Origin of the sequence: Nibrella viscosa (genome assembly GCF_039541875.1) — a bacterium.
Taxonomy (GTDB): domain Bacteria; phylum Bacteroidota; class Bacteroidia; order Cytophagales; family Spirosomataceae; genus Nibrella; species Nibrella viscosa.
In genome coordinates this window covers 197,129-221,931 of sequence record NZ_BAABHB010000010.1, presented here as the reverse complement: position 1 = coordinate 221,931, position 24,803 = coordinate 197,129, and the positions used below count along the sequence as shown (strand labels likewise).

Genomic DNA, 24,803 nt, shown 5'->3' with positions numbered 1-24,803 from the left:
AGTGCGGGTGGACACCTCTTACCATATCGAACAGAGCCGTTAAGCCCCGTAACGCCGATGGTACTGCCTTCACCGGTGGGAGAGTAGGTAGCTGCCACCTCAACTATCAAGCCAGACAAAGCCGACCCACAAGATCGGCTTTTGGCGTTTTTAGCCGCTTTGTGTTTGGAATTAATTTTAGGCGCTATTTTAGTACAAGATTCCTAAACGTTGAAAATTCCTTACCTCTATGGCTACTTCCCGCAGGCAGTTTTTACAGCAAACAACTCAATTAGCGACTGGAGCCGGTTTATCTACAGCTTTACCGGCTACCGTTTTATTTGCTACCGCACCTTCAATTCAATCTGCTGCCGATACAGTTTCCGTGGCCTTAATCGGCTGTAACAATATGGGTTGGCATAACCTCAATTCCATGCTCAGGCATTCGAATGTCCAGTGTTTGGCCTTGTGTGATATAGATAGCAATGTACTCAATAAGCGGGCTGCTGAGTTGGAGAAATCAACCGGTACTAAGCCGGTTCTCTATAGTGACTTCCGGAAGTTGCTGGAGAACAAAGATATAGATGCCGTTATAATTGGAACGCCGGATCATTGGCACTGTCTCATGACGGTTTATGCCTGTGAAGCGGGGAAAGATATTTATGTGGAAAAGCCCTTAGCCAACAAGATTGAGGAATGTAATCTGATGGTGGCGGCCGCCCAGAAACATAAACGAATTGTGCAGGTAGGGCAATGGCAACGCAGTGGTCCGCACTGGAAAGCAGCGCTGGATTATGTAAGGGAGGGTTATATTGGGAAGGTTCGGTCAACAAAAACCTGGGCTTTTATGCCGTACGGAAAGACGTTTCCGGTTCGTCCGGATGAGCCTGTGCCAGCGGGCGTTGATTATGATATGTGGCTGGGTCCGGCACCAAAGCGGCCATTTAACCGAAATCGTTTTCACGGAAGCTTTCGGTACTTCTGGGATTATGCTGGTGGCCTGATGACCGACTGGGGGGCCCACATGATCGATATGGTCCTGGCTGGTATGAATGTTTCTACGCCAAAATCAGTGATGGCAATGGGTGGAAAGCTCGGCTTTCCGGACCATGCCAGCGAAACGCCTGATACGATGCAGGCGGTCTATGACTTTGGTGACTTTACTATGCTGTGGGAGCAATCGTTAGGAACGGGCCGGGGACCCTACGATCGGGAACACGGCGTGGCGTTCATCGGTAATTTAGGCACGGTGGTAATAGACCGGAGTAAATGGGAAGTGCTACCGGAAACAGAAGGCGGCAAGTACCTGACCCAGGCAATACCGGTCCAGCGGAGTAATGGTCAGGACCTGGATAATCATACTCTGAACTTCCTGGAATGTGTTCGCTCCCGGCAGCGGCCAAACTGTCCGGTTGAGATTGGGCGGGATGTGGCCATCAACGCCCATTTGAGTAATATTTCCTACCGAACCGGACGTAAAGTTTTTTGGGATAAGGCAAAAGGGGCTATTGTTGATGACACGAAAGCAAATGAACTGGTACAGGCTAATTACTATGGCTCCTGGAAGCTGCCTAAGATTTAATATGAATACTTTGTAAAAAGCCCACCTCTGGTCTATAAAGAGGTGGGCTTTTGCTTTTATGAATGTCTGTTTACGTTGTTGATGCGTCGACAGGCTCCTCTGCCTCTACAGGCACTTTCCGTAGTTGCCGATACCGGGTTAAGTTCGTCAGCATCAGCGGCCGTATAAGCGGATAGGCGTGCTTAGTAAGCCAGGATAGTGCGTGGCTATAGAATGGCAGCAGGATCAATTCTTTATTCGCTGCTACCCCTTTCAGTAACATTTGTACGGCATCCTCTACCGCTACCAGCTTAAATGGATTTAGCTTCATTGCCTCATCTATGGTACTACCCGACATCAGCGAGGATTCGTAAATGTTGGTAGCGATAAAACCGGGGCAGAAAGCCGATACCTTTACACCTAATGCCTTGCCTTCGAGCCGGAGGCTGCGGGAGAAGGCTACCACCGCGTGCTTCGTAGTAACGTACGGAATCAGGGTCGGTTGGTAGACCAACCCCGCCAGTGAGGCTGTAGTGACTACATGGCCAAAGCCCTGCTTTACCATCACTTTGTAGGCTTCTGTTGCCGTATGAATAACGCCGTTCAGGTTTACCGCCAGCACTTTATGCCAGTCGGGCATAGGCACGTCACGCACTTCGCCCCCGACGCTGATACCTGCATTGCAGAAAGCATAATCCAACTGTCCGTAGCGGCTGATTATATAGCGAATCAGCGTCTTGACAGCCTGGTAATCGGTAACGTCGAGTTGGTATGAGACAACATTACCGCCTTGCTTTTGAATCTCATCGGCCACGGCCTCAACCGCTGCTCCGTTGATGTCCGTTGCCACCACAACCGCTCCCTTTTCCGCTAATTGACAGGCCAGTTCACGACCTATTCCCGATGCTGCCCCTGTAATGAAAATAATTTTTTCGGTATACGTCTCCATAGGCATACAGCATTTTAGTGAGTTATACACAAATTTAAACAAAACTAAGATTCGATAGACTCTTTTTGTGATTCTGTTATCATCCGGGCCAATTCTTTTTTATACGATCATAGGTGGTACCTGCGTTGCGGATACGACTTTGCGGTGGTTGCTCAATTACCTCTCTGAAATTAGTACTTTTGCAGTCCGCTACCACTTCATCTCATTGACACGCTGACTATTGTTTCAATTTTGCACAGAATCAGACAGTGATTATACCCCTTGCCCATCGCGCCGGACAGACGCAGGAGTACTATTTTTCGGTAAAGCTGGCCGAAGTGCGCAAACTCCAGGCCGCCGGTCATGACATTATCAATATCGGCATCGGTAACCCTGATATGATGCCCTCGGAGAATACCATTCAGGGGCTTATCGCATCGGCGCAGCAGCCCGGCTCGCATGGCTATCAGTCATATAAGGGTATTCCGGCGCTGCGGGCGGCTATTGCCCGCTTTTATGCCCATACCTACGGTGTACAGCTCAATCCGGAAGCAGAAATATTGCCTTTAATAGGCTCCAAAGAGGGGATAACGCATATCTCCCTAACGTTCCTGAATGAGGGCGACGGCGTGCTGGTGCCGGAACTGGGTTACCCGGCCTACCGGGCGGTGAGCCGCATGGTAGGTGCCAACGTGCAGGAATATACCTTGCTGGAACATCAGGGCTGGCAACCCGATTGGCAAATGATAGCCGATCAGGTAAACGACCGCACGAGAATCATCTGGCTGAATTATCCGCATATGCCGACGGGTGCCCCCGCAACGCGCAGCCTCTTTGAGCAGGCCGTTCGGTTTGCCCATGAACATAATGTGCTGCTTTGCCACGATAACCCGTACAGTCTGATACTGAACCAGCGGCCGCCAATCAGTTTGCTGTCTATTGATGGGGCTAAGGAGGTAGCTATTGAGATGAACTCCCTGAGCAAGTCGCACAATATGGCAGGCTGGCGCATTGGCTGGATGATGGCGGCAAAACCATATATCGATGCGGTACTGAGTATTAAGAGTAACGTCGATTCCGGTATGTTTTTGCCCCTGCAGCAGGCGGCTGCCGAGGCTCTGGGTAATCCGGACGAGTGGCACCGGCAGCGGAATGCGGTGTACCACGAGCGGCTGGATGCTGTGCATGCATTTCTGGATGCGTTAGGCTGCACGTACTCAACCGATCAGGAAGGTATGTTTATCTGGGCCAAACTGCCGGACTATATCGAATCAGCCGAAGCCCTGGTAGACGATCTGCTCTACAATAAGCACATCTTTATTGCCCCCGGCTTTATTTTTGGTCCCAAAGGAAACCGCTACATCCGTGTATCGCTCTGCATGCCTAAGGAGCGGATAGAAGCTGCTGTAGGACGTCTGACGTAAAAACCTTGGTTATGACAATCTCAATTATCGGTGTTGGTCTGCTGGGTGGCTCGTTTGCCCTGGCCGTGCGCGAAAAATACCCGAAAGTTACGTTTATTGGCGTTGATGCCTCCCGTGTTCATGGAGAGCTGGCATTGGCAAAAGGACTGGTTGATGAAATGCTGCCGCTGGAGGAGGCCGTTCCGGTTAGTACGCTGGTGGTGCTGGCCACGCCCGTTAACACAATCATAGATCTGCTGCCCAGGGTGCTTGAACTGCTGCCGGCCGGCGCAACGGTGATCGATCTGGGGTCGACCAAGGGGTTAATCTGCGAGGTAGCGGATCAACACCCCAAACGGGCGCAATTTGTGCCCGTGCATCCTATGGCCGGTACAGAAAACTCCGGTCCGGGAGCGGCCTTTAAAGAACTGCTGCCTGGCAAAAATCTGATTATCTGCGACCGGGAAAAGAGCAATCCCGATAGCCTGAAGCTGGTAGAAGCTCTGTTCCGCGACATTGGCATGAAGGTCTTTTATATGACACCCAAGGAACACGATCTGCATTTGGCGTATGTGTCGCACCTCAGCCACATTAGCGCGTTTGCGCTGGGCCTGACCGTTCTGGAAAAGGAAAAAGACGAAAAAGCTATTTTCGATATGGCCAGTACCGGCTTCAGTTCAACGGTACGGTTGGCGAAAAGCTCCCCGCAGATGTGGGCTCCTATTTTCAATCAGAACCGCACGAATGTTTCGCAGGCGCTGGCCGATTATATCGAGTTCTTACAGCGCTTTAAAGAAGTGATAGACCAGCAGGATATTACGACTTCGCTTGACTTTATGAACCGGGCCAATATCATCCGACGGGTGCTGGATGGGATCGAGAAAAAGTAGTTGATAGCCTTTAGGTAGTCAACACTAAAAATTTCATCGAAGTGCTGCGCTGATACGGAAGCTGGTACAGCCCGCATGGTCGCAAAGACCAGTGGCTTGAGCCAGCCCGGCAGGTTTACAGCCCGGCCAATGTTTCGTGAGGTGAGCACCACTTTGTCTGCTTTGACTTTGCAAAGGGCTTCGTAGCCCGGTATCGGTAACGCTGCTCAGGCGTTTATTCGTATGAATTTGCTCAGAAGGCAGGGTGTCCGGCAGTAGGTTCTGTAGTTTACCCCGATGAACAGAAACCATACCAAAGCCATAGGTTTTATGAAAAGCTGTTTCACCAACCCTACGGTTCGTAAACAACACCAGGAATTGATGCAGCGTCGACGGGAAATATTCCGGCAGCTATTGAAGCAGTTAAGAAAACAGGATGTGCTGCGACCTGAGTTATACCCTGGGCAGGATGGTCACTTTATTGAGCAGCTGCTGATTGTCGGTGATTTCTGGTTATCCAGTGCAGATGTCCTTTAGGAAGGACCTGATGAGGAGATACTAAGCGTATTATTCTGGGAATCTTTGAGGCCCTGCTGGTACCGATGCTAACCGAGCAGGGCCTGCTGCGCTGGCAGATGGATGGTAAATCCAATGGTTACACTAAAACCTGAACGACCGATTGGCAGTAGCCTCGGAATACGGCTCTGGTATTCGATACGGGCGTTTGTTTCTGGCCGCTTATTTACCGCAATCTATATAAGCCGAATGTTCTTTTGCCGCTTTTACAGTAAAGGTTCTGACGAAATCTCGTTTACAATCATTGTCGTAGTAAGGGACAATAACGCTTTCTGCTTCGATGTCGCCGTCTCGCCACGTATAGATATAAAAGTTTTCTCTACTCCTGTTGCCGCCGTTTGAGCACTCAATCTCCCGTTCTTCTTTTTTGCTTTCAGGCGTTCCATACCGGTTAGGCATAGCCTCCAGAATGTCGGCAGGAATCTTACATTCTATTGCCACCAGTACCTTTTTGTAAAAGGTAAGGTAAGCATCTTTAAGTTCTACACCTGAGAATGTGTAATCACCCAGCCGGTAAACCTCTGATTGAGTGCATTTACTGGCACGATTTGGCTTTTTTTCCTCATTCGGATCGTATAAAACTTTGTAAATTTTACCTTTCTCAAAATCTGATTCTTTGAGGTACTTTTTTTGTTCTACCACCTGAACATTTAACTCTCTGGCGAGGTCGTCGATAACGCCGACAGTAGTAATGCCGGGTCTAAACTTGCCTAAACCATCAACTTTGGGTGGGCGCTGGGCACTGAAGCAAAACGATGATAACAGAAGTACGTAAAGTAAAGCTTTCATAGGGTTAGCGGGATTTAGTTCTACATTAAAGGTTTTACATGTCTCAGTAGCAAGCGTTATATGTCCTATTTGCGATTATATGGTAACAATTAGTTGCAAACAAACGGAAATTATTCTAAAAAACTAATGGTTGAACCTATATATTTTATTGAATGGCGTTGAACAAAAAGAAGACGGGATCAAGCTAAACGAAAAAAGCTGAATTCATCATGAATTCAGCTAGGAAATGAGCCTCCTACGGGACTCGAACCTGCGACCTACGCATTACGAATGCGTCGCTCTACCAACTGAGCTAAGGAGGCTTGGTTAGTCGGCAGTGAGCAACTATACAGTAAGCATCATTTAAGCGTGCCAACTGGAGAGTGCCAACTGCTAACCGAGTAGCGGTTGCAAATATAAACTCTCAGCCCTAAAATGTGCAAGGATACAGACAGGATTTGGTAAATTTGTGGTATGATTTCCATTAATAACCTGTCGTATTACCTCGGCAGCCGGGCATTGTACGAAAATGCCTCCCTGCACATCAAACCGAATCAGAAAATTGGCCTTATCGGATTAAACGGTACCGGTAAGTCAACGCTGCTCCGACTCATCATTGGTGAATACCAGCCCGATGGCGGAAATATATCTAAAGCCGGGGATTGCTCCATCGGTTTCCTCAACCAGGACTTACTCTCGTACCAGACCGACGATTCTATTCTGTCGGTAGCCATGCAGGCCTTTGAGCGGCAGAATGTGCTGCAAAAGCGTATCGATGAGCTGCTGCACGAGATGGAAGTGAACTACCGCGACGAACTGGTCGACAAGCTGGGAAAGGTGCAGGACGAATTTGCGGCCCTCGACGGCTACAGCATTCAGTCCAGGGCGGAAGAGATACTGGAAGGTCTGGGCTTCTCGACCGACGACCTGCACAAACCCCTGCGGCAGTTCTCCGGGGGCTGGCGGATGCGCGTGATCCTGGCCAAACTGCTCCTGCAACGCCCGTCTCTCCTGATGCTCGATGAGCCGACCAACCACCTCGACTTACCGTCGATCCAGTGGGTGGAAAAATACATCCAGAACTACGAAGGAGCCGTGATTGTGGTTTCTCACGACCGAGAGTTCATCGATAACGTGGTGGATACCATTGTGGAGGTGTCCGGTGCAAAGCTGAACTACTATGCCGGTAACTACTCCTATTACGTCGAAGAAAAAGCCCTGCGTAACGAAATCCAGCAGGGGGCGTACGAAAACCAGCAGGCCAAAATCCGGCAAACCGAGCGTTTTATCGAACGATTTAAGGCCAAGGCTACGAAAGCCAAGCAGGCGCAGAGTCGGGTAAAAATGCTGGAGAAAATGGAACTGGTTGATGCCGTTATCGACGAAAATGCCCGCGTCAACTTCCGCTTCAACTTCTCCCAGCAGCCGGGCCGGCATATTCTGCACCTCGACCATATATCCAAGGCATATGGCGAGAAGGTAATTTTGAAGAATACCACCGCCCGGCTGGAGCGCGGTGATAAGGTAGCCCTGATTGGAGCCAACGGTCGTGGTAAGTCTACGCTGCTGCGCATCATTGCCGGTAACGAGCCAATTCAGGGCGAACGGCGGCTTGGGCATAATGTGCTGTTTAGCTTCTACGCGCAGCATCAGCTGGAGTCGCTGAACGTCGATGACACTATGCTCGAAGAACTTAAACACGCCAACCCAACCAAAACAGAAGGGGAGTTGCGGGGCGTGTTGGGTTGTTTCCTGTTCTCGGGCGATGACGTGTTCAAGAAAATTAAAGTGCTGTCGGGAGGGGAAAAGTCCCGCGTGGCCCTGGCGAAGGTACTGCTCTCACAGGCCAACTTCCTGCTGCTGGATGAACCCACCAACCACCTCGATATGCAGTCGGTCAACATCCTGATTCAGGCACTTGACCAGTATGAGGGTACCTACGTGGTGGTATCGCACGACCGGTATTTTGTGTCGCAGATTGCCAACAAGATCTGGTACATCGAAGACCATGAGATCAAGGAATACCCCGGTACCTATGATGAGTACGAATGGTGGATGCAGGAGCGTGCCGCAGAGATCAAGGGGGAGGGGCGGTCCGGCGAACCGGCAGAAGCTAAAGCTAAAAAAGCGGATAGTCCAAAGCCCCCAGTCTCGACTGTCACAGACAGCGAGCGCCGGGAGTGGCAGAAGGCCTTGAAAAAAGCCAACCAGCAGGCCGAAGAAGCTGAGCAGCAGATTACCAGTCTGGAGCGGCAGAAGAAGCAGCTTGAAGCCGAGCTGTCGAAGACGGATGTTATTGCCGATTCAAAGAAACTCCAGACCAAAAGCGACGAGTACAGCCGCGTGACCAAACAGTTGACCCAGCTTCAGGAAACCTGGGAAAATGCCATGCTGGAAGTGGAGGAGTGGGAGAAAAAACTGGCGTAAGCGTTTTGTCAGTCTTTCTCCCTGCTTATCACCAGCACTACGGAGGCTACAATGATACCCGATGCCAGCAGCGTCTGCCACGAGAGCCGCTCATCGGCAAACGCCCAGCCTAGTAGCACGGCAACCACGGGGTTAACATAGGCGTGCGTAGCCGCCAGCGAAGGTGATACCGACCGCAACAGCCAGTTGTAGGCCGTGTAAGCGACCAGTGTCCCGAAGAAAACCAGAAAGAGGTACGACAAAAACGATTTGGCCGATACCTGCTGGACATCAACGGCCGCCCAGTCGCCGGCCAGCGTTCCCATCATCAGGAGCATAACACCCCCCGCCAGCATTTGCAGGGCCAGATTCATGGCGGGGGTGTTGCGGCCGGGCGTATTGGCGACCAGCAGCGACCCCACCGCCCAGGCAACCGAGCTGAGCAGGATGACCAGCACCGCCGGCAAATTTGTCTCTCCCTGTACGGAAGCACCCCTCGCATAGATCAGGTAAATCATGCCCAGAAAACCGATAATCATACCGGCCAATACCATTGCGTTCGGTTTGTGGGCCTTGCCGTACCAAACCCAGGCCAGCAGCACCACCCAGAGGGGTTCGGTGGCAATCAGAATGGCCGTCAGCCCCGATGGTACATATTGCAGCGCCCAGGTAACCCCTCCATTGCCGATTAAAATCAATAGAAAACCCGTTGGAATTGCCGCCAGGATATCGTGCCGGGTGATGGGCCGGGCACCTTGCCGGATGGCGTAAACAAAGATCAGCGAGCCGGCAATCAGGTATCGGGTGCTTGCCAGCAGAAAAGGCGGCAGCGTTTCGGTAGCAAACCGCACAAACAGGTATGTTGAACCCCAGATGAGGTACACAGCGGCAAACGCCAGAAACAGCGACAGGGTAGAGGGGCCAACTGCCGGTTTCGGTATAGTTTTGGTAATAGACACGGACAAAACAGGTTAAGCGAAGCAAATAATGCTTCTGGTACCCTAAAATAAGCAATTTGCCGCTTAAGCTATAAGCGGAAGTTAGCCAGTCTTGACATTGACCGTCTGGATAGCCTGGCCAAATACCTGATACACGGTGTTGCGGATCACCACTGCTAGCTGATCGGTGGGCAGGTCGTTGGCGTCGGTGCCGAAGGGATCTTCAATTTCCTCTGCAATTACTTCCAGACTGGCTAGCACATAAAAGACAAACACCACAAAAGGTACTACCAGATAGTGCAGGTTAAAAACGTAGCCCAGCGGCAGGGTAAGGCAGTAGAGGGTAACAAATTTCTTCAAAAACGAGCTGTAAGAAAAAGGAATAGGCGTATTCCGAATGCGCTCGCAGGCTCCGCAGATGTCCATCAGCGACTGAATTTCCGGATTTACGACCAGCAGGTGTTCCGGCCGCAAAATCCCTTCGCGCTCCAGGGCGTAAGCTTTGCCGAATAGCGCCGACGCGATCTGCTGGGGCACATGTTCTTTCTGGTTAAGATGGGCAAGCTGGAATGTGGCGCATTCGATGAAGTCTTTCTCGATAAACTGGTTGCGAAGGTGGTTTTTGAGCGATGCGGAGAAATTAGGAATCATGATCTGAAAGAAATCGCGGGCTTCAGTATGATGACTGTCCAGCATCTGATGCATTTTCAAGGCCAGATTCCGGCTGTTGTTGACCAGTGACCCCCATTGTTTGCGGCCTTCGTACCAGCGGTCGTAAGCGGTATTGGTGCGGAAGACCAGCAATGTCGAAATCACAAAACCCAGTAGCGAGTGCATGATCGAAATGTTTCGCAGGTCGGAGCTGTCGTGCAGTTGCCAGACGTCAATAATAAAAACGGCAATTGCCAGCGAGTACACCGTCATGGCAACCAGCAGCGGAAATAATTTGCGAATGGTATCGGCCCGATGGAAATTGAAAATAAAATGGACCCAGTCTTTGGGGTTGTAGCGAACCATGGTAAACGAATGTTGAGAATGGTAATCTATGTTTTAACCATAAACCAAGTATATATAGACCAGGGTGCCTGAAAAACCTATCCAAAAGGCTAAAGCCAGAAGCGTAACAAAGCTGGTTTTGAGAAGGAAAAGGGGTCGGCGCGGACCCATAAACTGGAAGTAGCCAATGGCGATGTAGATAAACTGAAGCAGTAACTGCGCGGACGAGTGCCAGCGCCCCGGCGGCAGAAAAGCCGTGAGAGGAGTAATAACCAGAGCTGTGATCAGGAAGCAGAACCCCAGAAAAAACACGCTGGCTACCAGATGTTCGGCATAGGCGATGCCGGACCGGATAAAGCACAGCCAGAAAATAAAGGCAAATAGGGGTATTGCTACAAATGCGATAATATTGGCCCGCTTTTCTACAAAGCTCTGAAACATGCGCCGGCGTTGGCTCACGGCGTTTCGTTTTTGTTCCTGTGGAGACAGCGTTTGTTGTGTCGTGTTTGTCCTGGTTGGTTGAGTTGTTCGGGAGTAGGGGTGAAACAGAGAATTCATGATTATGCTCAATCCCAGGACCAGCACCAGGAACGTAAACGGATTAAAATACTGCTTCCGCTTGCCTTCAAGGATGTATTCACGGGCTACCAAACCCGGCCGGAGGGATAGTTCCTTAATCAGGTAGAGAACTCCTTTATCGGCATGCGTGAGGGCGTGAAACACCTCATGAAAGATGTGCGGCAGCGTAAAACGGTGGACGTGGGCGTTTTGTCCGCAGGTTGGGCAGTAGTGAAACGAGGGATCAAGTGATGCGGTACAATTTGAGCAAGTTTGCATGGCTGGTACAGGAAACTGCACCAATTTTACTAATTTTCATAACTCCCGATGAGTATCGTCGTTAAATAACTATGAAAATAAACCGCCGTATCCGGTGCAACTTCTAATGATTCTGTATCGAGCCCTTCCTCTTTTCGTCACGTTGTTGCTGTGCCAGTCGGTATCGGCCCAGGAAATCCGAACTATTGACTACATATATGACCCGCAGATCCGAACGGTGCTGTTGTATCCGGTGGTGGGGGGTAATCCGGATAATCCGGCCCAGATGCTGAACCCCTCGGTGATTCCGCAGGACGAAGGGGTGCCGCTGCTGCTGGAATTTGACGACCTGACGGCCAACTACCGTACGTTTCGCGCCAAATTCCTGCACTGTAACACCGATTGGCAGCGGTCGGCACTGAACGATATTGAGTTTACCTATGAGTACAATGACTATCCCATTACGGAATACCAGGTGTCGATCAATACCAAAGTGCCGTATTACCACTACCGGTTTCAGGTACCCAAAGTAAAGCTGCCGGGTAATTATCTGCTGGTAGTATACGATGAGCGTAACCCGCGTAACATCATCTTCACCCGGCGGTTCAGAACGTACGTCAGCCGGGTGGCTATCGCGGCCAACATCCGGTTTTCGACGGAGGTGGAGCGGCAGTTCAGCGATCAGCAGATTGAGTTTACCATTGATTACAAAGGCTATCAGGTCATCTCTCCCCAGGATGATTTCCGGGTGGTAATCCGGCAGAACTACCGCGACGACCGGGTGGTCCGGGGCCTGAAGCCGACTAACGTCCGCGTTTTCGACAACATCCTCGAGTACCGGCTGGTTGATTTGAGTAATACCTTTCCGGGTGGCAACGAGTACCGCTTCTTTGACATCCGTACAGTTTTGTCGCTGGCCAACTTTGTCGCCCACATTGAGCGCCGGCCCGATCACAACATTGCCTATATCATGGTCGACCAGCCGCGTAGCCGGGGCGTGTACCTCCAGAGCGATGATTTTAACGGGCAATACGTCATAGATCAGCGGGAAACGCGCAGTGGGGCTACGACAGCGGATTACATCGAAACTATTTTTACCCTGAAAATGGATGAGATACCTAATGCCGAGGTGTATGTCAACGGGGCCTTTAACCTCTGGCTGCTGAACGACCGCAACCGCATGACCTACAATGCTGCCCAGCGGGCCTATCAGGCGTCTGTTCTGCTGAAACAGGGGGTGTACAACTACAACTATTCGGTCACCGGTATTAAACCGCCCATTGCTCATACCGGTATGGCTCAGGCCGAGGGCAACGAAACCCTAATCGAAGGCAACTACTCCGCCACCGAAAACGACTACGAAATCTTTGTGTATAACCGGCCGCCCGGTGCCCGCGCCGACCAGTTGATAGGGTACCGCAAGATTGGCTACAACAAGCGGAAATAGTAGAATGCAGGTTCATGGGTGCTTTTGAGTACAGACTTTATGAAACCTTACCTTCTACTAACCTTAAGCCTTTCTTTCGGCACCGTGGCATATGCCCAGAATCGACAGTGGGAGACTGTTGAGCCGAAAACCTTACCCGAAAAACGGCACGAAAACGCCTTTGTCCGCGTGGGTGACCAGTTTTACCTCGTCGGTGGCCGGGGTGTCAAGCCCGTCGACGCCTACAACCCCAAAACGAATCAGTGGGAGAAGCGGGCCATGGGGCCGCTGGAGATGCACCATTTTCAGGCGGTGGAACACAACGGCGAAATCTACGTAGCCGGCGCGTTCACCGGCGGATATCCCCATGAAAAGCCCATCCCGACCATTTACATCTACAACCCCAAAAAAGACGAGTGGCGGCAGGGAGCCGAGATTCCGGCCGACCGGCGTCGCGGTTCGGCGGGAGTAGCCACATATAAGAATAAAATTTACCTGTTCTGCGGCATCATCGATGGGCATTTTGATGGTCATGTAAGCTGGGTAGACGAATACGATCCGGCCAAAAATACCTGGACCAACCTGCCCGACGCTCCGCACCCGCGCGATCACTTTCAGGCGGCTATTCAGGGCGACAAAGCGTACATTGCCGGTGGGCGGCTATCGTCTGCCAAAATCGGGCAGGTGCTGAACCTGACGGTCAGCGCCGTAGACGTGTATGATTTTAAAACCCGGAAGTGGATGACCCTGCCGGAAGACGAGAACATACCTACGCAGCGGGCGGGCAGCACGTCTATTCCCTACGAAAACAAGATTCTGGTGATCGGTGGCGAAAGCCCGCAGAAGAAGGCGCATAACCAGGTGGAAGCGCTGGATACCAAAACGCTGAAGTGGGAAAAGTGGGCGCCGTTGCAGATGGGCCGTCATGGCACGCAGGCCATCGTTTACAAAAACAACGTCTTTATCGCTGCCGGCTCCGAGAACCAGGGCGGTGGTCCCGAACTAAACACAATGGAGGTCTTGAAATAATGCCATCAATAAAACCAGTTACGCTGATTGCGGTATCAATCATTGCCGGGCATATTGTAGTGGCCCAGAATACCCCCGGTAACGGTAAACAATGGGAGGTAGTGCAGGCGCAGAATGAACCCCAGAAGCGCACCGAAAATGCCTTTGCCCGCGTGGGCGATCTGTTCTACCTGGTCGGTGGCCGCACCATCAAACCGGTGGAAGCCTACGACCCAAAAAAGAACCTGTGGGAGAAGCGGGCGGTGGTACCCGTAGAGATGCACCACTTTCAGGCGGTGGAACACAACGGCGAAATCTACGTAGCCGGTGCCTTCATGGGCAATTATCCCCACGAAATACCCATTCCGGCCCTTTACATCTATAATCCGAAAAAAGACGAATGGCGTAAGGGAGCGGATATTCCGGAAGACCGTCGCCGGGGCTCGGCGGGGGTGGCTGCGTACCGGAACAAAATTTACCTGTTCTGCGGCATCATCGACGGGCATTTTGATGGTCATGTAAGCTGGGTGGACGAGTACGACCCGGCCAAAAACTCCTGGACAAAGCTGCCCGATGCACCCCACGCCCGCGATCATTTTCAGGCGGCTGTGCACGGCGACAAAGCCTATATTGCCGGCGGTCGCCTGACTTCGGCCAAAACCGGCAAGGTAATCAACCAGACGGTGAGCGCGGTGGATGTGTACGACTTCAAGAACCAGACATGGATGACGCTTCCCGAAGCGGATACCATTCCTACCCGACGCGCCGGCAGTACCTCTATCCCTTACGGCAATAAAATTCTGGTAATCGGCGGAGAGAGCGACCGGCAAAAAAAGGCCCACAACCAGACCGAAGTGTTAGACACCAAAACGCTGAAGTGGGAGACCTGGGCACCGATGCAAATCGGCCGGCATGCCACGCAGGCAATCATTTACAAGAATAACGTCTATATCGTGGCTGGAACAGGCAACCAGGGCGGCAGTCCGGAGCTGAACTCCATGGAAGTGATGAAGTAGTGGCTTCATCACTTCCCAAGCCACTCCTTAAAATCCGTCACCTTATCCATACTTACAAAAACCTCCTCCGACGAAACCGGCTGGAGGTCTAGCTTGAGCTTGCCTTTGGAATAGGTATGAATGTTTTTGATGGCCGGCAGGCGAACCAGAAACTGGCGGTTCACCCGGAAGAAATCATCCGGGTTCATCATCGTCGTTAGCTTGTCGAGGCTGAAATCGATGGGCAGGCGCTGGTTGTCTTTGGTGACCAGAAACGTGATTTTTTCCTCCGAAAAGAAGTAGGCAATATCGGCTGCATCGACGGTGCGGATGCGGGTACCGACGGTGATCATAAACCGCGTTTTGTACTCCTGCTCCTTCTTGCCCAGCAGCGTCAGCAGCGTATCCATATCCACCTGGTTGTACTGGCTCTTCAGCGACTTGAACTTGTTGATGGCTGCCGAGAGTTCGTCGAAGTTGACTGGCTTTAGCAGATAATCGATGCTGTTGACCTTGAAGGCCTTAATCATATATTCGTCAAACGCCGTGGTGAAAATCACCGGGGTGGTCAGCGATACCTGCTCAAAAATCCGGAAAGCCAGGTCGTCTTCCAGGTGAATATCCATGAAGATCAGGTCGGGGGCGGTATGGGTTTTCAGCCACTGCACAGCCTCGCTCACCGACGAAATCTGCTCCAGCACCTGAATACTGGCGTCATAGCGTTTGATGAGGCTTTCGAGACGTTTGGCGGTGAGGTTTTCGTCTTCAATAATCAGTACGTTCATGGATGCCGTGTGTGTTTAGGTTAGGCTTCAATGGGTTTAAGGGCGGTTTCGGCCAGCAGCGGAATACGGACGACGTACTCATCGCCTTCAGTACCGGCGCTGATAGGCAGGCTGGTCAGGTAGCTGTAGCGGCTCCGGATATTCGGCAAACCGATACCCGTTGATTTCTCATCCAGTGTACGGGCGCGAATGGTATTGCTGACCACCAGATACTGGTCCGGCTGGGTATGTATGTCGATAATCAACGGCTTATCCACCGACATCTGGTTGTGCTTCACCGCATTCTCCACCAGCAGTTGCAGCGTCAGCGGAGGCAGATACGTATTCATCAGGTCGGCCGGGACGTTGAAGCGCACGTCGAACTTGTTCTCGAACCGGATCTTCAGCAGGAAAATATAGGATTTCACAAAATCCAGCTCCGTCCGAAGGGTAACCACTTCCTTGTCCTTCTGCTCCAGAATATAGCGGTACGCTTTGGATAGCTGCTCAATAAACTGCTCCGACAAATCGGCATCAATATGCACCAGCGACGACAGCACGCTCAGACTGTTAAACAGAAAATGGGGATTCACCTGATTTTTCAGCGCCTGCAGCCGCGTCTGGGCAAATTCCTTCTGAATACGTATGGCTTCATTTTGTGTCTCCTGCATCTGCTCGGTAAAGTTGACCGTCGCCAGAAAGGTGTAGACCAGGATACCGGCCAGCGTACTCATTATCTGGTATTGGCGGTAATGAAGGCTCTCAAAAAAAGGATTCGGGTTCGCCTGAAACGTGTAAATGCCAAACAGCCAGTTGTACTGGATGTAAAAGTTGCCAAGGATGATGACAGCCACAATAATGGTTTCCAATACGTACCGGTACCACCTATGTTTGTATCGGCCCATTAGGCGGTTCATGATGTGAATAAGGCTGTAGATGAGGAGCCCGGCAATAAAGATGTTCAGCATGGCTACCCCAATGTCTTTCAGCAGGCAGTCCGGACAGTTGAACGAGCCGTAGCTGGCATTCATGTAATACAGCAGTGTCGGAAACAGTAAGCCGAGCACCAGCGCCATATAGGCAAACAGCCGAAGATTCAGCCCCAGCGATTGTTTCAGATACTTCATGCCGATTGCAGTAATGGAAGTTGGGCCACGTACATATCGTTTACCAGGCCGATAAAAGGCGTGCGGTCGGTTAGGTACTGGTAGCGCTCCGACAGACTTTGCAGCGCTATATCCGACACCGGCATTTCGTTGGGCCGCGGCTGCCAGGGGTGTTCGATATGCAGCGTATGGTCTCCGTTTGTAAATAGCCGGATTTTCAGCGGCTTCTGGGCCGACATAACACTGTGCGTAATGGCGTGTTCGATGAGCAGAAAGGTAGCTAGCGGAGGAATGGTATCATTCGCCGTAATAGCTGGCTGCTCGATGTCGATAATCAGCTTTTTGGGGAAGCGGACCGTAAACAGAAATGCAATCGTTTCGGCAAAATCCAGTTCGGTCTGGAGCGGTACGGTTTCTTTTTCGCGCTGCTCCAGAAAATACCGGTAGGCCTTTGATAACTTCTCAATAAACTGCTCCGACAGGTCCGGGTCGATATGGACCAGCGATGACAGTACACTCAGGCTGTTGAACAGAAAATGCGGGTTAAGCTGATTTTTGAGCGTTTCGAATTGCACCTGCACAAACTCTTTTTGCAGCCGGATGGCCTTCTGCCTCGCCCGCTGCATCAGCCGGAAACTATTCAGTCCGCTCAGAAACGCGTAGGTAATCAGCAGGGTAGTCAAAATAATAACTTTCGATTGCCGAAGCTTCAACTGAAGGTAAGCCACATCCGCTTCGGGCACGACAATAAACGTTTCAAAAGCCCAATGCACGAAGTTGACCAGCGCCAAACCAGTTACCAGCAATACGGCAATTTCCTGAGCGTACCGTTTCCAGTGGTTGGGGTGTGGCGCAAAGCGCTTGTTGAAATAGGGGATTAGCGTATCAATGCCGACCAGAATGATATAGGACTCCAGCAGAAACATCCACACCTCTTCCCACAAGCGCCGGTTAACCACCAGCCCGAACCGCCAGTAACCGGTGTTCATGTAGATGGTCACGTACAACACCGCCATAAATAGGGGTGGTGTAATGAAGAGATAGCGGATGTAGTTGGGGAATTTCAGCGTCCTCATGTCAACATGACACGTCGTATCCTGTCCAGGCGGCACAACGGCATCTTAAAATTCGCCTTATTTCGCCAAGGCATCAAAAAAAGCTCACCGAATGACGGATTTCGGCCGATGAACGTGCTTTTGCGCTAATAACTGGTCTCATCCAGCTTCACCTTACCCTTACCCCGGAACGTCCAGAAGCGGAATATGGTGTAAAGAGCCTCCAGCGGTATGCCGATAAACGCGAACAGCAGCATAATACTGCCGTGATTTGGGCGTTGAGGCTGCCTCGTAAATGCTGATAGGCCCTTCCGGCCTAAGGTTGGAGAAAACCAGATCTGAATATAAGCCCAGCACCACTCGTACCGGTGCTGGTCCGCGCGTCGCGACTGTGACCAACCATCCAGACGGTAATTTCCTCATGGCGCTATAATCCGGTTAATCTGTCACTCAGTCGGCAACAGCACCCTGAAACAGGCACCTTCCTCTTCCTTGCCTTCCGCCCAGATCGTTCCTCCGTGATTCAGCACCACTTTTTTGGCCAGTGCCAGGCCGATGCCCGTGCCTGTATACGCTTTGCGGGTATGCAGCCGCTGGAAAAGCACAAAGATTTTTTCGGCATTCTCCTGGGAGAAGCCAATGCCGTTATCGGCTACCGTAATCTGCCAATACCGTCGGCGGCTATCCAGTCCATCCCGCTGATCTATCTGCTCCCAGGAAAGAAGCTGACTGGTCATGGTTACCACCGGTGGCAGTTGGGGTTTGGCAAATTTGAGCGCATTGTTGAGCAGGTTGTAAAATAACTGGTGCATCTGATGGGGGACAGCCTGAATCGTGGGCAACCAGCCGATGGATAGCGTAGCCTGCTTTTCGGCTATTACCAGCTCCAGATCCTGCTCGACGGCTTTCAGGACATCGTTGAGGTCTACCGGGGTAAACGATTCGGCTTTGGCCAGGCTGGCATAGTCCAGAATATCCTTCAGGGCTGTACTCATCCGCTGAGCCGCATCAATGACCCGGTCCAGTCGGTGCCGGGAGGCTTCTGTCAGGTACTGATAGCTATCGGCCTTTATCAGCTCACTAAACAGCATAATCTTGCGGATAGGCTCCTTCAGGTCATGGTGCGATACATAGGCAAACTGTTCGAGCTCTTTGTTTTTTTGTTCCAACTCCCGGGTGCGCTCACCTACTTTTTGCTCCAGCATGAGCAGGACCTGCTTTTCCTTGCTTCGCAACGCTTCTGCAATGCGTTTTTCTTCAGTTGTGTCCCTAACTTCAATCACGGTGCCAATGGGTACGCCATTTTCCACAATGGGGCTTGCGGTGAAGGCTACAGGATAGAAGTGGCCATCTTTATGAATGAAAACCTCCTCCCCTTTGGTTTGAGCTTTTGTGGGTAGGGCCCGGTCTATCAGGCAGTCTTCGATCGGAAAGTGACGTCCGTCCGGATGGGTGTGATGAATGTAATAGTGGAGCGGCTTTTCCCGCACTTCTTCCATCCTGAAACCGGTCATCTGTTCGGCCGCCGGGTTCATGTAGGTGCAAACCTGCTGGTCATTCATCAGAAATAAAGCCTGCTGGGCATTATTGGTGATGGTATTGATCAGCGTATTCTGGCTGGCCAGCTTTTGTTCGGCTGCTTTTCGTTCAGTGGTATCGGAAATGGAACCAACATAGCCCCCAAAGCTCCCATCCTGGTTATAGTAGGGACTGCCATGAGATAAACACCAGCGGATCTCCCCATTCTTGCGCCGGATGCGGAACTCGATTGCCAACAGCCTGCGGCTATGAAAGCCCTGGTCAAACGTCTTCCGCGTCCGGTCTCGGTCTTCAGGCAGAACAGCCGTCAACCACCCCTCTCCCAGATGTACTGTCAGGCTGCCCCCTACCCAGTCTAACCAGGTCTGATTGATGTAGATGATTTGCCCCTGGCGGTCCGTCATCCACAGCGTAACCGGCGACACACTGGTGATGATGTGGGCCAGCGATTCTTCGGTTTGCGTGGCTGCTTTGGTTCGTTCTTGTCGTGATGCTTCTCTGGAAACGGAAAGTACATGAGGCTTGTCTTTATAAATAAACCGTATGCCTTTAAACTCCACCCAGATCAGACGTCCATCCTGCCTTATCCGCTCATGTACCCCGTCGTATTCTCTGCCCGATAAAGCGATCTCCTTTAAAGCCAGGAAATCTTCCGGGGTTTTAAAAAACAGGCTGGCATTTAGCCCGATTAAGTCCTCGTGTTTGTAGCCGTAAAGCTGACTGGCCGTTGGGTTAGCCTCCACAATGGTGCCGTCTTCATCATAGATAATGGCCGAATCGGTGATGGCATTGAAGATGCTCTTGTACTGCTCCCGCTGTTCTTTCAGTCTTGCTTCACTATATCGTTTTTCCTCGAACAATCGGGCATTGGTAATCGCAATGGCCGCCTGCAGGGCAATGCCCTCCGCTAACTTCTCTGATTCTTCCGTAAACAGGCCGGGTTCGGGATGCCCAAAGAACAGGCCGCCAATGGCTTCTTTGGTAAAGGGCGAGACGACCGGCACGGCCAGATAGCTCCTTACAGGCAAATGTCCCCTGGGCATCCCCTGGTGCGGATGGTTCTGTCCGTAGTGGGGCTGTTGGGTAACATCATCGTACCGCACCGTGCCGGTGGCGCTAAACGTAGGCTCAAAAATCTTGGTGTTGCGGGGCATGGGAAACTTGGAAAAAGCTTCCTTGGCTACCCCCGAAATGGTGTAAAGTACGAAGGACTCCCCGTCCTGGTTGGTAACATTGTAGAAGAAGGCACCAAATTGGGCACCAGTCAGTTCGGTAGCAATATCGGTAACTTTTTGAACAACGCTTTGAAGCTCAATTTCAGAAGTAATTACTTTACTGGCTTCGTAAAGTAGTTCAAATACGGTTTTGGTGCGCAAAGCAAACTAATTTTCGTAGAGAGTATTATGCTCAAATCTACAATAACTATAGCACATCCAAATCAGCGCAGTTCGCATTTTAGGCTTCTTTTATCCAACGGACCGTGTGACGTTGCCGTGCGGTTCCCCAGTCCGACGTCGTGACCAGGACACCCTCCCATTAATGCATTTCGCTGGGCGACCGCGCATCACCGCGGAGTCTCCCGGCTAATCAACGCTTTGGGTAGTTGAACCAGATGTTGAGAAGTCATTGGCGTAATCAGTACGGAGGCAGCCGGCTCCGATCCGTACTAGTAGGTGGTTTCTGATTGGAGTTGTTAACCATACAGGGACTCGATGTAACCTGCCTGCGTACAAGTCGACGGTAGAAATATTCAGCGAAATCAGCAAAGGGTAATTGGCTAATCATCAGACATTTTGTAGCTTTAATTGAACTTAACCGTGCTCAACCCTTTTCGCCGTATGAACAACCGTATGCTTGGAACGCTAGGTATAGTCGGCGCTCCGTTTCTGCTGATTGACATCTACCTCCACAACCCCGACGGCAACCCCGAAAACTATGTACATTCGTCGTCGGGAGGTTTCTTCGGTCTAGTGTATATCTCCGCCTGGCTGTGCAGTGCCTATGGCTTGTACCGGCTCCGGGCGACTGGTACCTCTCGCTTCGGTAAAGCAATTTTGCTGGTGTTAATGAGCACCCTGGTGTTGGCTAACGGCTGGAATATATACGAAATTATTCAACCACATGCCCGTACTCCGCTCTACAATTTTCTGGATATGTTCTGGCCCGGTAGCAACCTGATGATGTTCTTTGTGGGCATGGCCACCTTAGCGGCCGGCCGTCTGTCCGGCTGGCGTCGCTATGTACCGTTACTGGTAGGTTTATGGTTGCCGTTTTCTGCGCTGGCCCTGTTCTACATCATCGGTAAGTCCATGCTGGTTATGTACGCGGTCGGTCTGTACTCCGCCATCATGTGGACTCTAATGGGGTATATGATACGCACCAGCCAACCGGCCCCGCGCGTAGCCGAGCAGAAAGTGCCGTTTGAAGTTTAAGGTTTGTAGTTCGTAGTTTGTAGTTTAAACTGGCGGAGCCAACTTCAAACTTTAAACTACAAACCTCAAACTACATATGCGCCCCTACATTCTTGCCGAAACCAACTGGAAACACATTCAGCAGTCCCCCATCGACCTGGTTATTCTGCCCTGGGGGGCCACCGAAGCCCATAATTACCACATGCCTTACGCCACCGACGTGATTGAGGCCGACCACATCGCGGCCGAAGCGGCCCGGCTGGCGTGGGAGCAGGGAGCTAAAGTGATGGTGCTGCCCACCATTCCGTTTGGGGTCAATACCGGCCAGACGGATATTCTGCTCGATATAAACCTGTACCCCAGTACCCAGCGAGCCATCCTGAACGATATTATTGAAGTTCTCGACCGGCAGGGCATTCGCAAACTGGTGATCCTCAACAGCCACGGTGGCAATGACTTCAAAACCATGATCCGGGAATTGGGCGTAAAGTATCCGAACATGCTGCTCAGTACCTGCTCCTGGTTCCAGACCCTGAACAAGGCCGAGTACTTCGACGAGTTCAAAGGCGACCATGCCGACGAAATGGAAACCAGCCTGCTCCTCCACCTCCGCCCCGATCTGGTGCTGCCTCTCGACGAAGCCGGTGACGGCAGCGCCAAAAAATGGAAAGTCACCGCTTTCCGCGAGGGCTGGGCCTGGGCCGAGCGTAAATGGTCGCAGGTAACGGCTGACACCGGTATCGGCAACCCCAAACAGGCCACCGCCGAAAAAGGCCGCCGGTACTTTAACGCCGTTACGCAGAAAATAGCCGGCTTTTTTGTGGAACTGGCAAAGGTGGATACCGGAGATTTGTATGAGTAGACCGGAATTATATTCTGGTCTACATGTCCGCCACAGGACAGACTTTATGTCCACTTGTCCGATTCTGGACATTAACCAAAAATAACCTGCTGATAATCAACGTATATTTGTTTTGGCATTGTCTGTGCGTTAGAATAGGCAGCCTGCTGTAGGGCACTATCCACATCATAGAACGAAGTATAGGTTAAGAAAACAATAGGAGAAGCCACCCCCATTTTGAGGAGTGGCTTTTTAGTTTTTACCGGCCAATGCGCAAAATCTGCTACCAGTTACTAAAAAGTTGTGAAAAGGGCTAGAGAGAAATCGTAAATTTCTACTAGTCAAGGTCTTGTTCAACCCTAAACCCCAAAGGCTATGCCCGTTCCTAATCAGGTTTTATCTCTGCATTTTTCGTTGTATGAAATGCTTGATAGCGAAACCGCTACCCGGTTTGGATTTGATGAACAATTTGAGCCTCCCATGGCGGTCATTGAAAACCTCAGGCAACTTTGCGTATTTGTACTGGAGCCACTTCGAATGACACTGGGGGTTCCTATACGGATTAACAGTGGGTATCGTTGTGAACGATTAAACAAGGAAATAAAAGGATCAAAGACCAGTCAGCATATGGTTGGGCAGGCCGCTGACATCCGGCTGCTACACGCCAATATGGCCGAGTCACTTAAGGATAGTACAGATAAGCTGTTCTTCCGGATTCGGGCGACTCAGTTGCCGTATGATCAGGTGATTCAGGAGTTTGATCGATGGGTACATGTTTCCTGGAGTCCCAGTCCACGCCATGAAGCGCTCTTAGCCAGAAGGCTGGGCAATGGACAGGTAAAATACACTCCGGCGGGCATGATGCCGGTTGTTATTTAAGAAGTTTTTTATGATCGCGCTCCATCCGGCGCTTCCTGCCAGATAGAGGGTTTTTACGTAACAGGTATAATCCTGGCCCTTTACCGCTTTGCCGTGTACATGACCCGGTATACCGTGCCTTTTACCGAATCAGTAATGTAAAGCGAGCCGTCCGGCCCCTGCGCCAAGCCCATGGGGCGGTGTTTGGCGTCGCCGGGGCCAGCCAGGTCGAGTTTGCCGGCGTTGGGGCCGCTTTGACCGGGTGCGGCCATCTCGGGCACACCGGCAAAGCCTTCGGCAAACACTTCGTACTTACCGGATGGGCGGCCGTCGTTGCCGAACGGAACAAAAGCCACAAAGTACCCACCCTGCTTCAGCGGGGCGCGGTTCCAGGAGCCGTGGAAGCAGATAAAGGCACCATTTTTGTACCGGGCCGGAAAGCCGTTCGCGGCCCCGGTGCTACCGGTGTAGAACAGCACATCGTTGGGTGCCCAGTGGCCGGGGAATGCCATAATGGGCTTTTCTTTGCCTTCGCAGCGGCCCTGGCTGGTGCCGTTGCCACCGTACTCCGGAGCCAGCACTTTTTTGCTCTGAAAATGATCGTAGTAGCAGTACGGCCAGCCAAAGTCAGCGCCTTCTTTCACCATCAGAAACTCCTCCGAAGGTAATTCTGCACTCTGCTCGGCAGTATACATCTCTCCCCAGTTCTGGAAGAGGTTATCCCGACCGTGCTGTAGGGCATACAGCGTATTATTGGTTGTGTTCCACCTCAGCGCTACGGCGTTGCGTATACCCGTAGCGTACCGTTTGCCGTCGGCCTTCCGTTGGTTCAGTTTGTTGGCGTCGAACTGCCAGATACCGGCGTATTCTTCCAGCAGCGGGCAGGGATCCTGCCCTTTGGAGCCGGGCGCACGGTCTTTTTCCTGACAGGCGTTGGACGGTGCGCCAAAGTTGACAAACAGCCGGCCATCGGGCGAGATGGCCAGGGATTTGGCCGAGTGACCACGCTGGAGGGCCAGACCCACCACAATAGGTTCGGGTTGCGTGCCTTCGGCTATCATCCCATTCGTTAACCGGTAGCGATACACTGATGTGTCGGACGATGCGTAAAGATAGCCGTTGTAAATGCCGATGCCCGTACCCGGAAAGTTGCCGAAGCCTTTAATATCGTCGGCTTTGCCGTCGTTATTGGTATCCCGGAGCTGCATAATGCCAATATTCTGGCTCCGGACCCGGCCGCCATCCTGTTTAACGAAAATGGTTCCGGTGTTATCGACCACAATATGACGGGCGCGGGCACCAAGCGAATCAACTACGGTTAAGGCTCCAAAACCGGCGGGGAGCTTAATACCCCCGTTGTTAGGGTCTGGTTTAGGAGCCGCGAGACTTATCGGGTGGTTGCCCGTTGGGCGGGGCTTGTTCGACAGCAGTGTGCCGGTTAGCACCAGGGTGGTTGCCGACAGCAAAAGTAGGGTTCTCATGGGGTAAATTGACGGGTTAGCGGACTTTACCCTAAAAGTATCTGTTACAGATGAAAGTTGAAAATCTCGCTGGTGAAGA

The 24,803-nt window shown here is 51.6% G+C and carries 21 protein-coding genes, 1 tRNA gene and 1 rRNA gene; 12 read left to right on the top strand and 11 right to left on the bottom strand.

All coding sequences use genetic code 11. The features are described 5' to 3' along the window. Together rrf and ABD931_RS21365 are read left to right on the top strand one after the other, a co-directional pair. A 5S ribosomal RNA gene (gene rrf / locus ABD931_RS29390) occupies positions 1 to 100 on the top strand; the annotation flags it as partial. 129 nt (positions 101 to 229) lie between these two features. Next, positions 230 to 1,561: a Gfo/Idh/MocA family oxidoreductase gene (locus ABD931_RS21365; protein ID WP_345269987.1), complete on the top strand. Its 1,332-nt coding sequence runs from the start codon at positions 230 to 232 to the stop codon at positions 1,559 to 1,561. A 70-nt stretch (positions 1,562 to 1,631) separates the two neighbouring features. On the opposite strand, the gene ABD931_RS21360 is transcribed toward ABD931_RS21365, so the two are convergent. Then, positions 1,632 to 2,489, bottom strand: coding sequence for an SDR family NAD(P)-dependent oxidoreductase (locus ABD931_RS21360; RefSeq protein ID WP_345269986.1), 858 nt, complete (start codon positions 2,487 to 2,489; stop codon positions 1,632 to 1,634). Between the two features lie 248 nt (positions 2,490 to 2,737). Here ABD931_RS21360 and ABD931_RS21355 point away from each other — a divergent pair, with 248 nt between their 5' ends. From ABD931_RS21355 to ABD931_RS21345, 3 genes are all read left to right on the top strand, one after another. Further along, a complete protein-coding gene (locus ABD931_RS21355; RefSeq protein WP_345269985.1) occupies positions 2,738 to 3,892 on the top strand; it encodes a pyridoxal phosphate-dependent aminotransferase in 1,155 nt (384 codons plus the stop codon). Positions 3,893 to 3,903: 11 nt separating this feature from the next. Continuing rightward, on the top strand, positions 3,904 to 4,761 hold the full coding sequence (locus ABD931_RS21350; RefSeq protein ID WP_345269983.1) for a prephenate dehydrogenase: 858 nt from the start codon (positions 3,904 to 3,906) through the stop codon (positions 4,759 to 4,761). A 309-nt stretch (positions 4,762 to 5,070) separates the two neighbouring features. Next, positions 5,071 to 5,277: a TetR/AcrR family transcriptional regulator gene (locus ABD931_RS21345; protein ID WP_345269982.1), complete on the top strand. Its 207-nt coding sequence runs from the start codon at positions 5,071 to 5,073 to the stop codon at positions 5,275 to 5,277. Positions 5,278 to 5,478: 201 nt separating this feature from the next. Here ABD931_RS21345 and ABD931_RS21340 read toward each other — a convergent pair whose 3' ends face one another. Next, entirely contained in the window at positions 5,479 to 6,105 is a 627-nt protein-coding gene (locus ABD931_RS21340) for a hypothetical protein (protein ID WP_345269981.1), read from the bottom strand. A gap of 229 nt (positions 6,106 to 6,334) precedes the next feature. Then, positions 6,335 to 6,407 (bottom strand) — tRNA-Thr (locus ABD931_RS21335). 151 nt (positions 6,408 to 6,558) lie between these two features. On the opposite strand from ABD931_RS21335, the gene ABD931_RS21330 reads away from it, so the two are divergent. Further along, positions 6,559 to 8,511 carry an ABC-F family ATP-binding cassette domain-containing protein gene (locus ABD931_RS21330; protein ID WP_345269980.1) on the top strand — a complete coding sequence of 651 codons (1,953 nt, stop codon included), beginning with the start codon at positions 6,559 to 6,561 and terminating at the stop codon, positions 8,509 to 8,511. A gap of 8 nt (positions 8,512 to 8,519) precedes the next feature. On the opposite strand, the gene ABD931_RS21325 is transcribed toward ABD931_RS21330, so the two are convergent. From ABD931_RS21325 to ABD931_RS21315, 3 genes are all read right to left on the bottom strand, one after another. Beyond that, positions 8,520 to 9,449, bottom strand: a complete 930-nt coding sequence (locus tag ABD931_RS21325) for an EamA family transporter (protein WP_345269979.1) — start codon at positions 9,447 to 9,449, stop codon at positions 8,520 to 8,522. Positions 9,450 to 9,530: 81 nt separating this feature from the next. After that, positions 9,531 to 10,445, bottom strand: coding sequence for a bestrophin family protein (locus ABD931_RS21320; RefSeq protein WP_345269978.1), 915 nt, complete (start codon positions 10,443 to 10,445; stop codon positions 9,531 to 9,533). 33 nt (positions 10,446 to 10,478) lie between these two features. After that, positions 10,479 to 11,261 (bottom strand): DUF3667 domain-containing protein, encoded by a 783-nt coding sequence (locus tag ABD931_RS21315; RefSeq protein ID WP_345269977.1) that lies wholly within the window; start codon positions 11,259 to 11,261, stop codon positions 10,479 to 10,481. Between the two features lie 106 nt (positions 11,262 to 11,367). Here ABD931_RS21315 and ABD931_RS21310 point away from each other — a divergent pair, with 106 nt between their 5' ends. The 3 genes from ABD931_RS21310 to ABD931_RS21300 are packed head-to-tail and all read left to right on the top strand — an operon-like array spanning position 11,368 to position 14,690. Beyond that, entirely contained in the window at positions 11,368 to 12,687 is a 1,320-nt protein-coding gene (locus ABD931_RS21310) for a type IX secretion system plug protein (protein ID WP_345269976.1), read from the top strand. Between the two features lie 39 nt (positions 12,688 to 12,726). Further along, positions 12,727 to 13,695, top strand: coding sequence for a Kelch repeat-containing protein (locus ABD931_RS21305; RefSeq protein WP_345269974.1), 969 nt, complete (start codon positions 12,727 to 12,729; stop codon positions 13,693 to 13,695). Continuing rightward, positions 13,695 to 14,690: a Kelch repeat-containing protein gene (locus ABD931_RS21300; RefSeq protein ID WP_345269973.1), complete on the top strand. Its 996-nt coding sequence runs from the start codon at positions 13,695 to 13,697 to the stop codon at positions 14,688 to 14,690. The genes ABD931_RS21305 and ABD931_RS21300 overlap by 1 nt, the downstream gene beginning before the upstream one ends. Before the next feature lie 8 nt (positions 14,691 to 14,698). Here ABD931_RS21300 and ABD931_RS21295 read toward each other — a convergent pair whose 3' ends face one another. The 4 genes from ABD931_RS21295 to ABD931_RS21280 all read right to left on the bottom strand — a co-directional run bounded on the left by ABD931_RS21295 (position 14,699) and on the right by ABD931_RS21280 (position 20,509). Then, positions 14,699 to 15,454, bottom strand: a complete 756-nt coding sequence (locus ABD931_RS21295) for a LytR/AlgR family response regulator transcription factor (RefSeq protein ID WP_345269972.1) — start codon at positions 15,452 to 15,454, stop codon at positions 14,699 to 14,701. A gap of 20 nt (positions 15,455 to 15,474) precedes the next feature. Further along, the gene (locus tag ABD931_RS21290; protein ID WP_345269971.1) at positions 15,475 to 16,560 is read right to left on the bottom strand and encodes a sensor histidine kinase; all 1,086 of its coding nucleotides are present in this window, start codon (positions 16,558 to 16,560) and stop codon (positions 15,475 to 15,477) included. Next, positions 16,557 to 17,615: a sensor histidine kinase gene (locus ABD931_RS21285; RefSeq protein WP_345269970.1), complete on the bottom strand. Its 1,059-nt coding sequence runs from the start codon at positions 17,613 to 17,615 to the stop codon at positions 16,557 to 16,559. Before ABD931_RS21285 ends, ABD931_RS21290 begins: the two co-directional genes overlap by 4 nt. A gap of 425 nt (positions 17,616 to 18,040) precedes the next feature. After that, the gene (locus tag ABD931_RS21280) at positions 18,041 to 20,509 is read right to left on the bottom strand and encodes a PAS domain S-box protein (protein ID WP_345269969.1); all 2,469 of its coding nucleotides are present in this window, start codon (positions 20,507 to 20,509) and stop codon (positions 18,041 to 18,043) included. A gap of 474 nt (positions 20,510 to 20,983) precedes the next feature. On the opposite strand from ABD931_RS21280, the gene ABD931_RS21275 reads away from it, so the two are divergent. The 3 genes from ABD931_RS21275 to ABD931_RS21265 all read left to right on the top strand — a co-directional run bounded on the left by ABD931_RS21275 (position 20,984) and on the right by ABD931_RS21265 (position 23,264). After that, positions 20,984 to 21,565 (top strand): hypothetical protein, encoded by a 582-nt coding sequence (locus ABD931_RS21275; protein ID WP_345269967.1) that lies wholly within the window; start codon positions 20,984 to 20,986, stop codon positions 21,563 to 21,565. Positions 21,566 to 21,641: 76 nt separating this feature from the next. Then, complete coding sequence (locus tag ABD931_RS21270; protein WP_345269966.1) at positions 21,642 to 22,406, top strand: creatininase family protein; 765 nt, start codon at positions 21,642 to 21,644, stop codon at positions 22,404 to 22,406. 354 nt (positions 22,407 to 22,760) lie between these two features. Further along, on the top strand, positions 22,761 to 23,264 hold the full coding sequence (locus ABD931_RS21265; RefSeq protein ID WP_345269965.1) for a D-Ala-D-Ala carboxypeptidase family metallohydrolase: 504 nt from the start codon (positions 22,761 to 22,763) through the stop codon (positions 23,262 to 23,264). Between the two features lie 80 nt (positions 23,265 to 23,344). Here the strand turns inward: ABD931_RS21265 and ABD931_RS21260 are convergent, their stop codons facing one another. Continuing rightward, the gene (locus ABD931_RS21260; RefSeq protein WP_345269964.1) at positions 23,345 to 24,724 is read right to left on the bottom strand and encodes a PQQ-dependent sugar dehydrogenase; all 1,380 of its coding nucleotides are present in this window, start codon (positions 24,722 to 24,724) and stop codon (positions 23,345 to 23,347) included. Positions 24,725 to 24,803 lie beyond the last annotated feature (79 nt).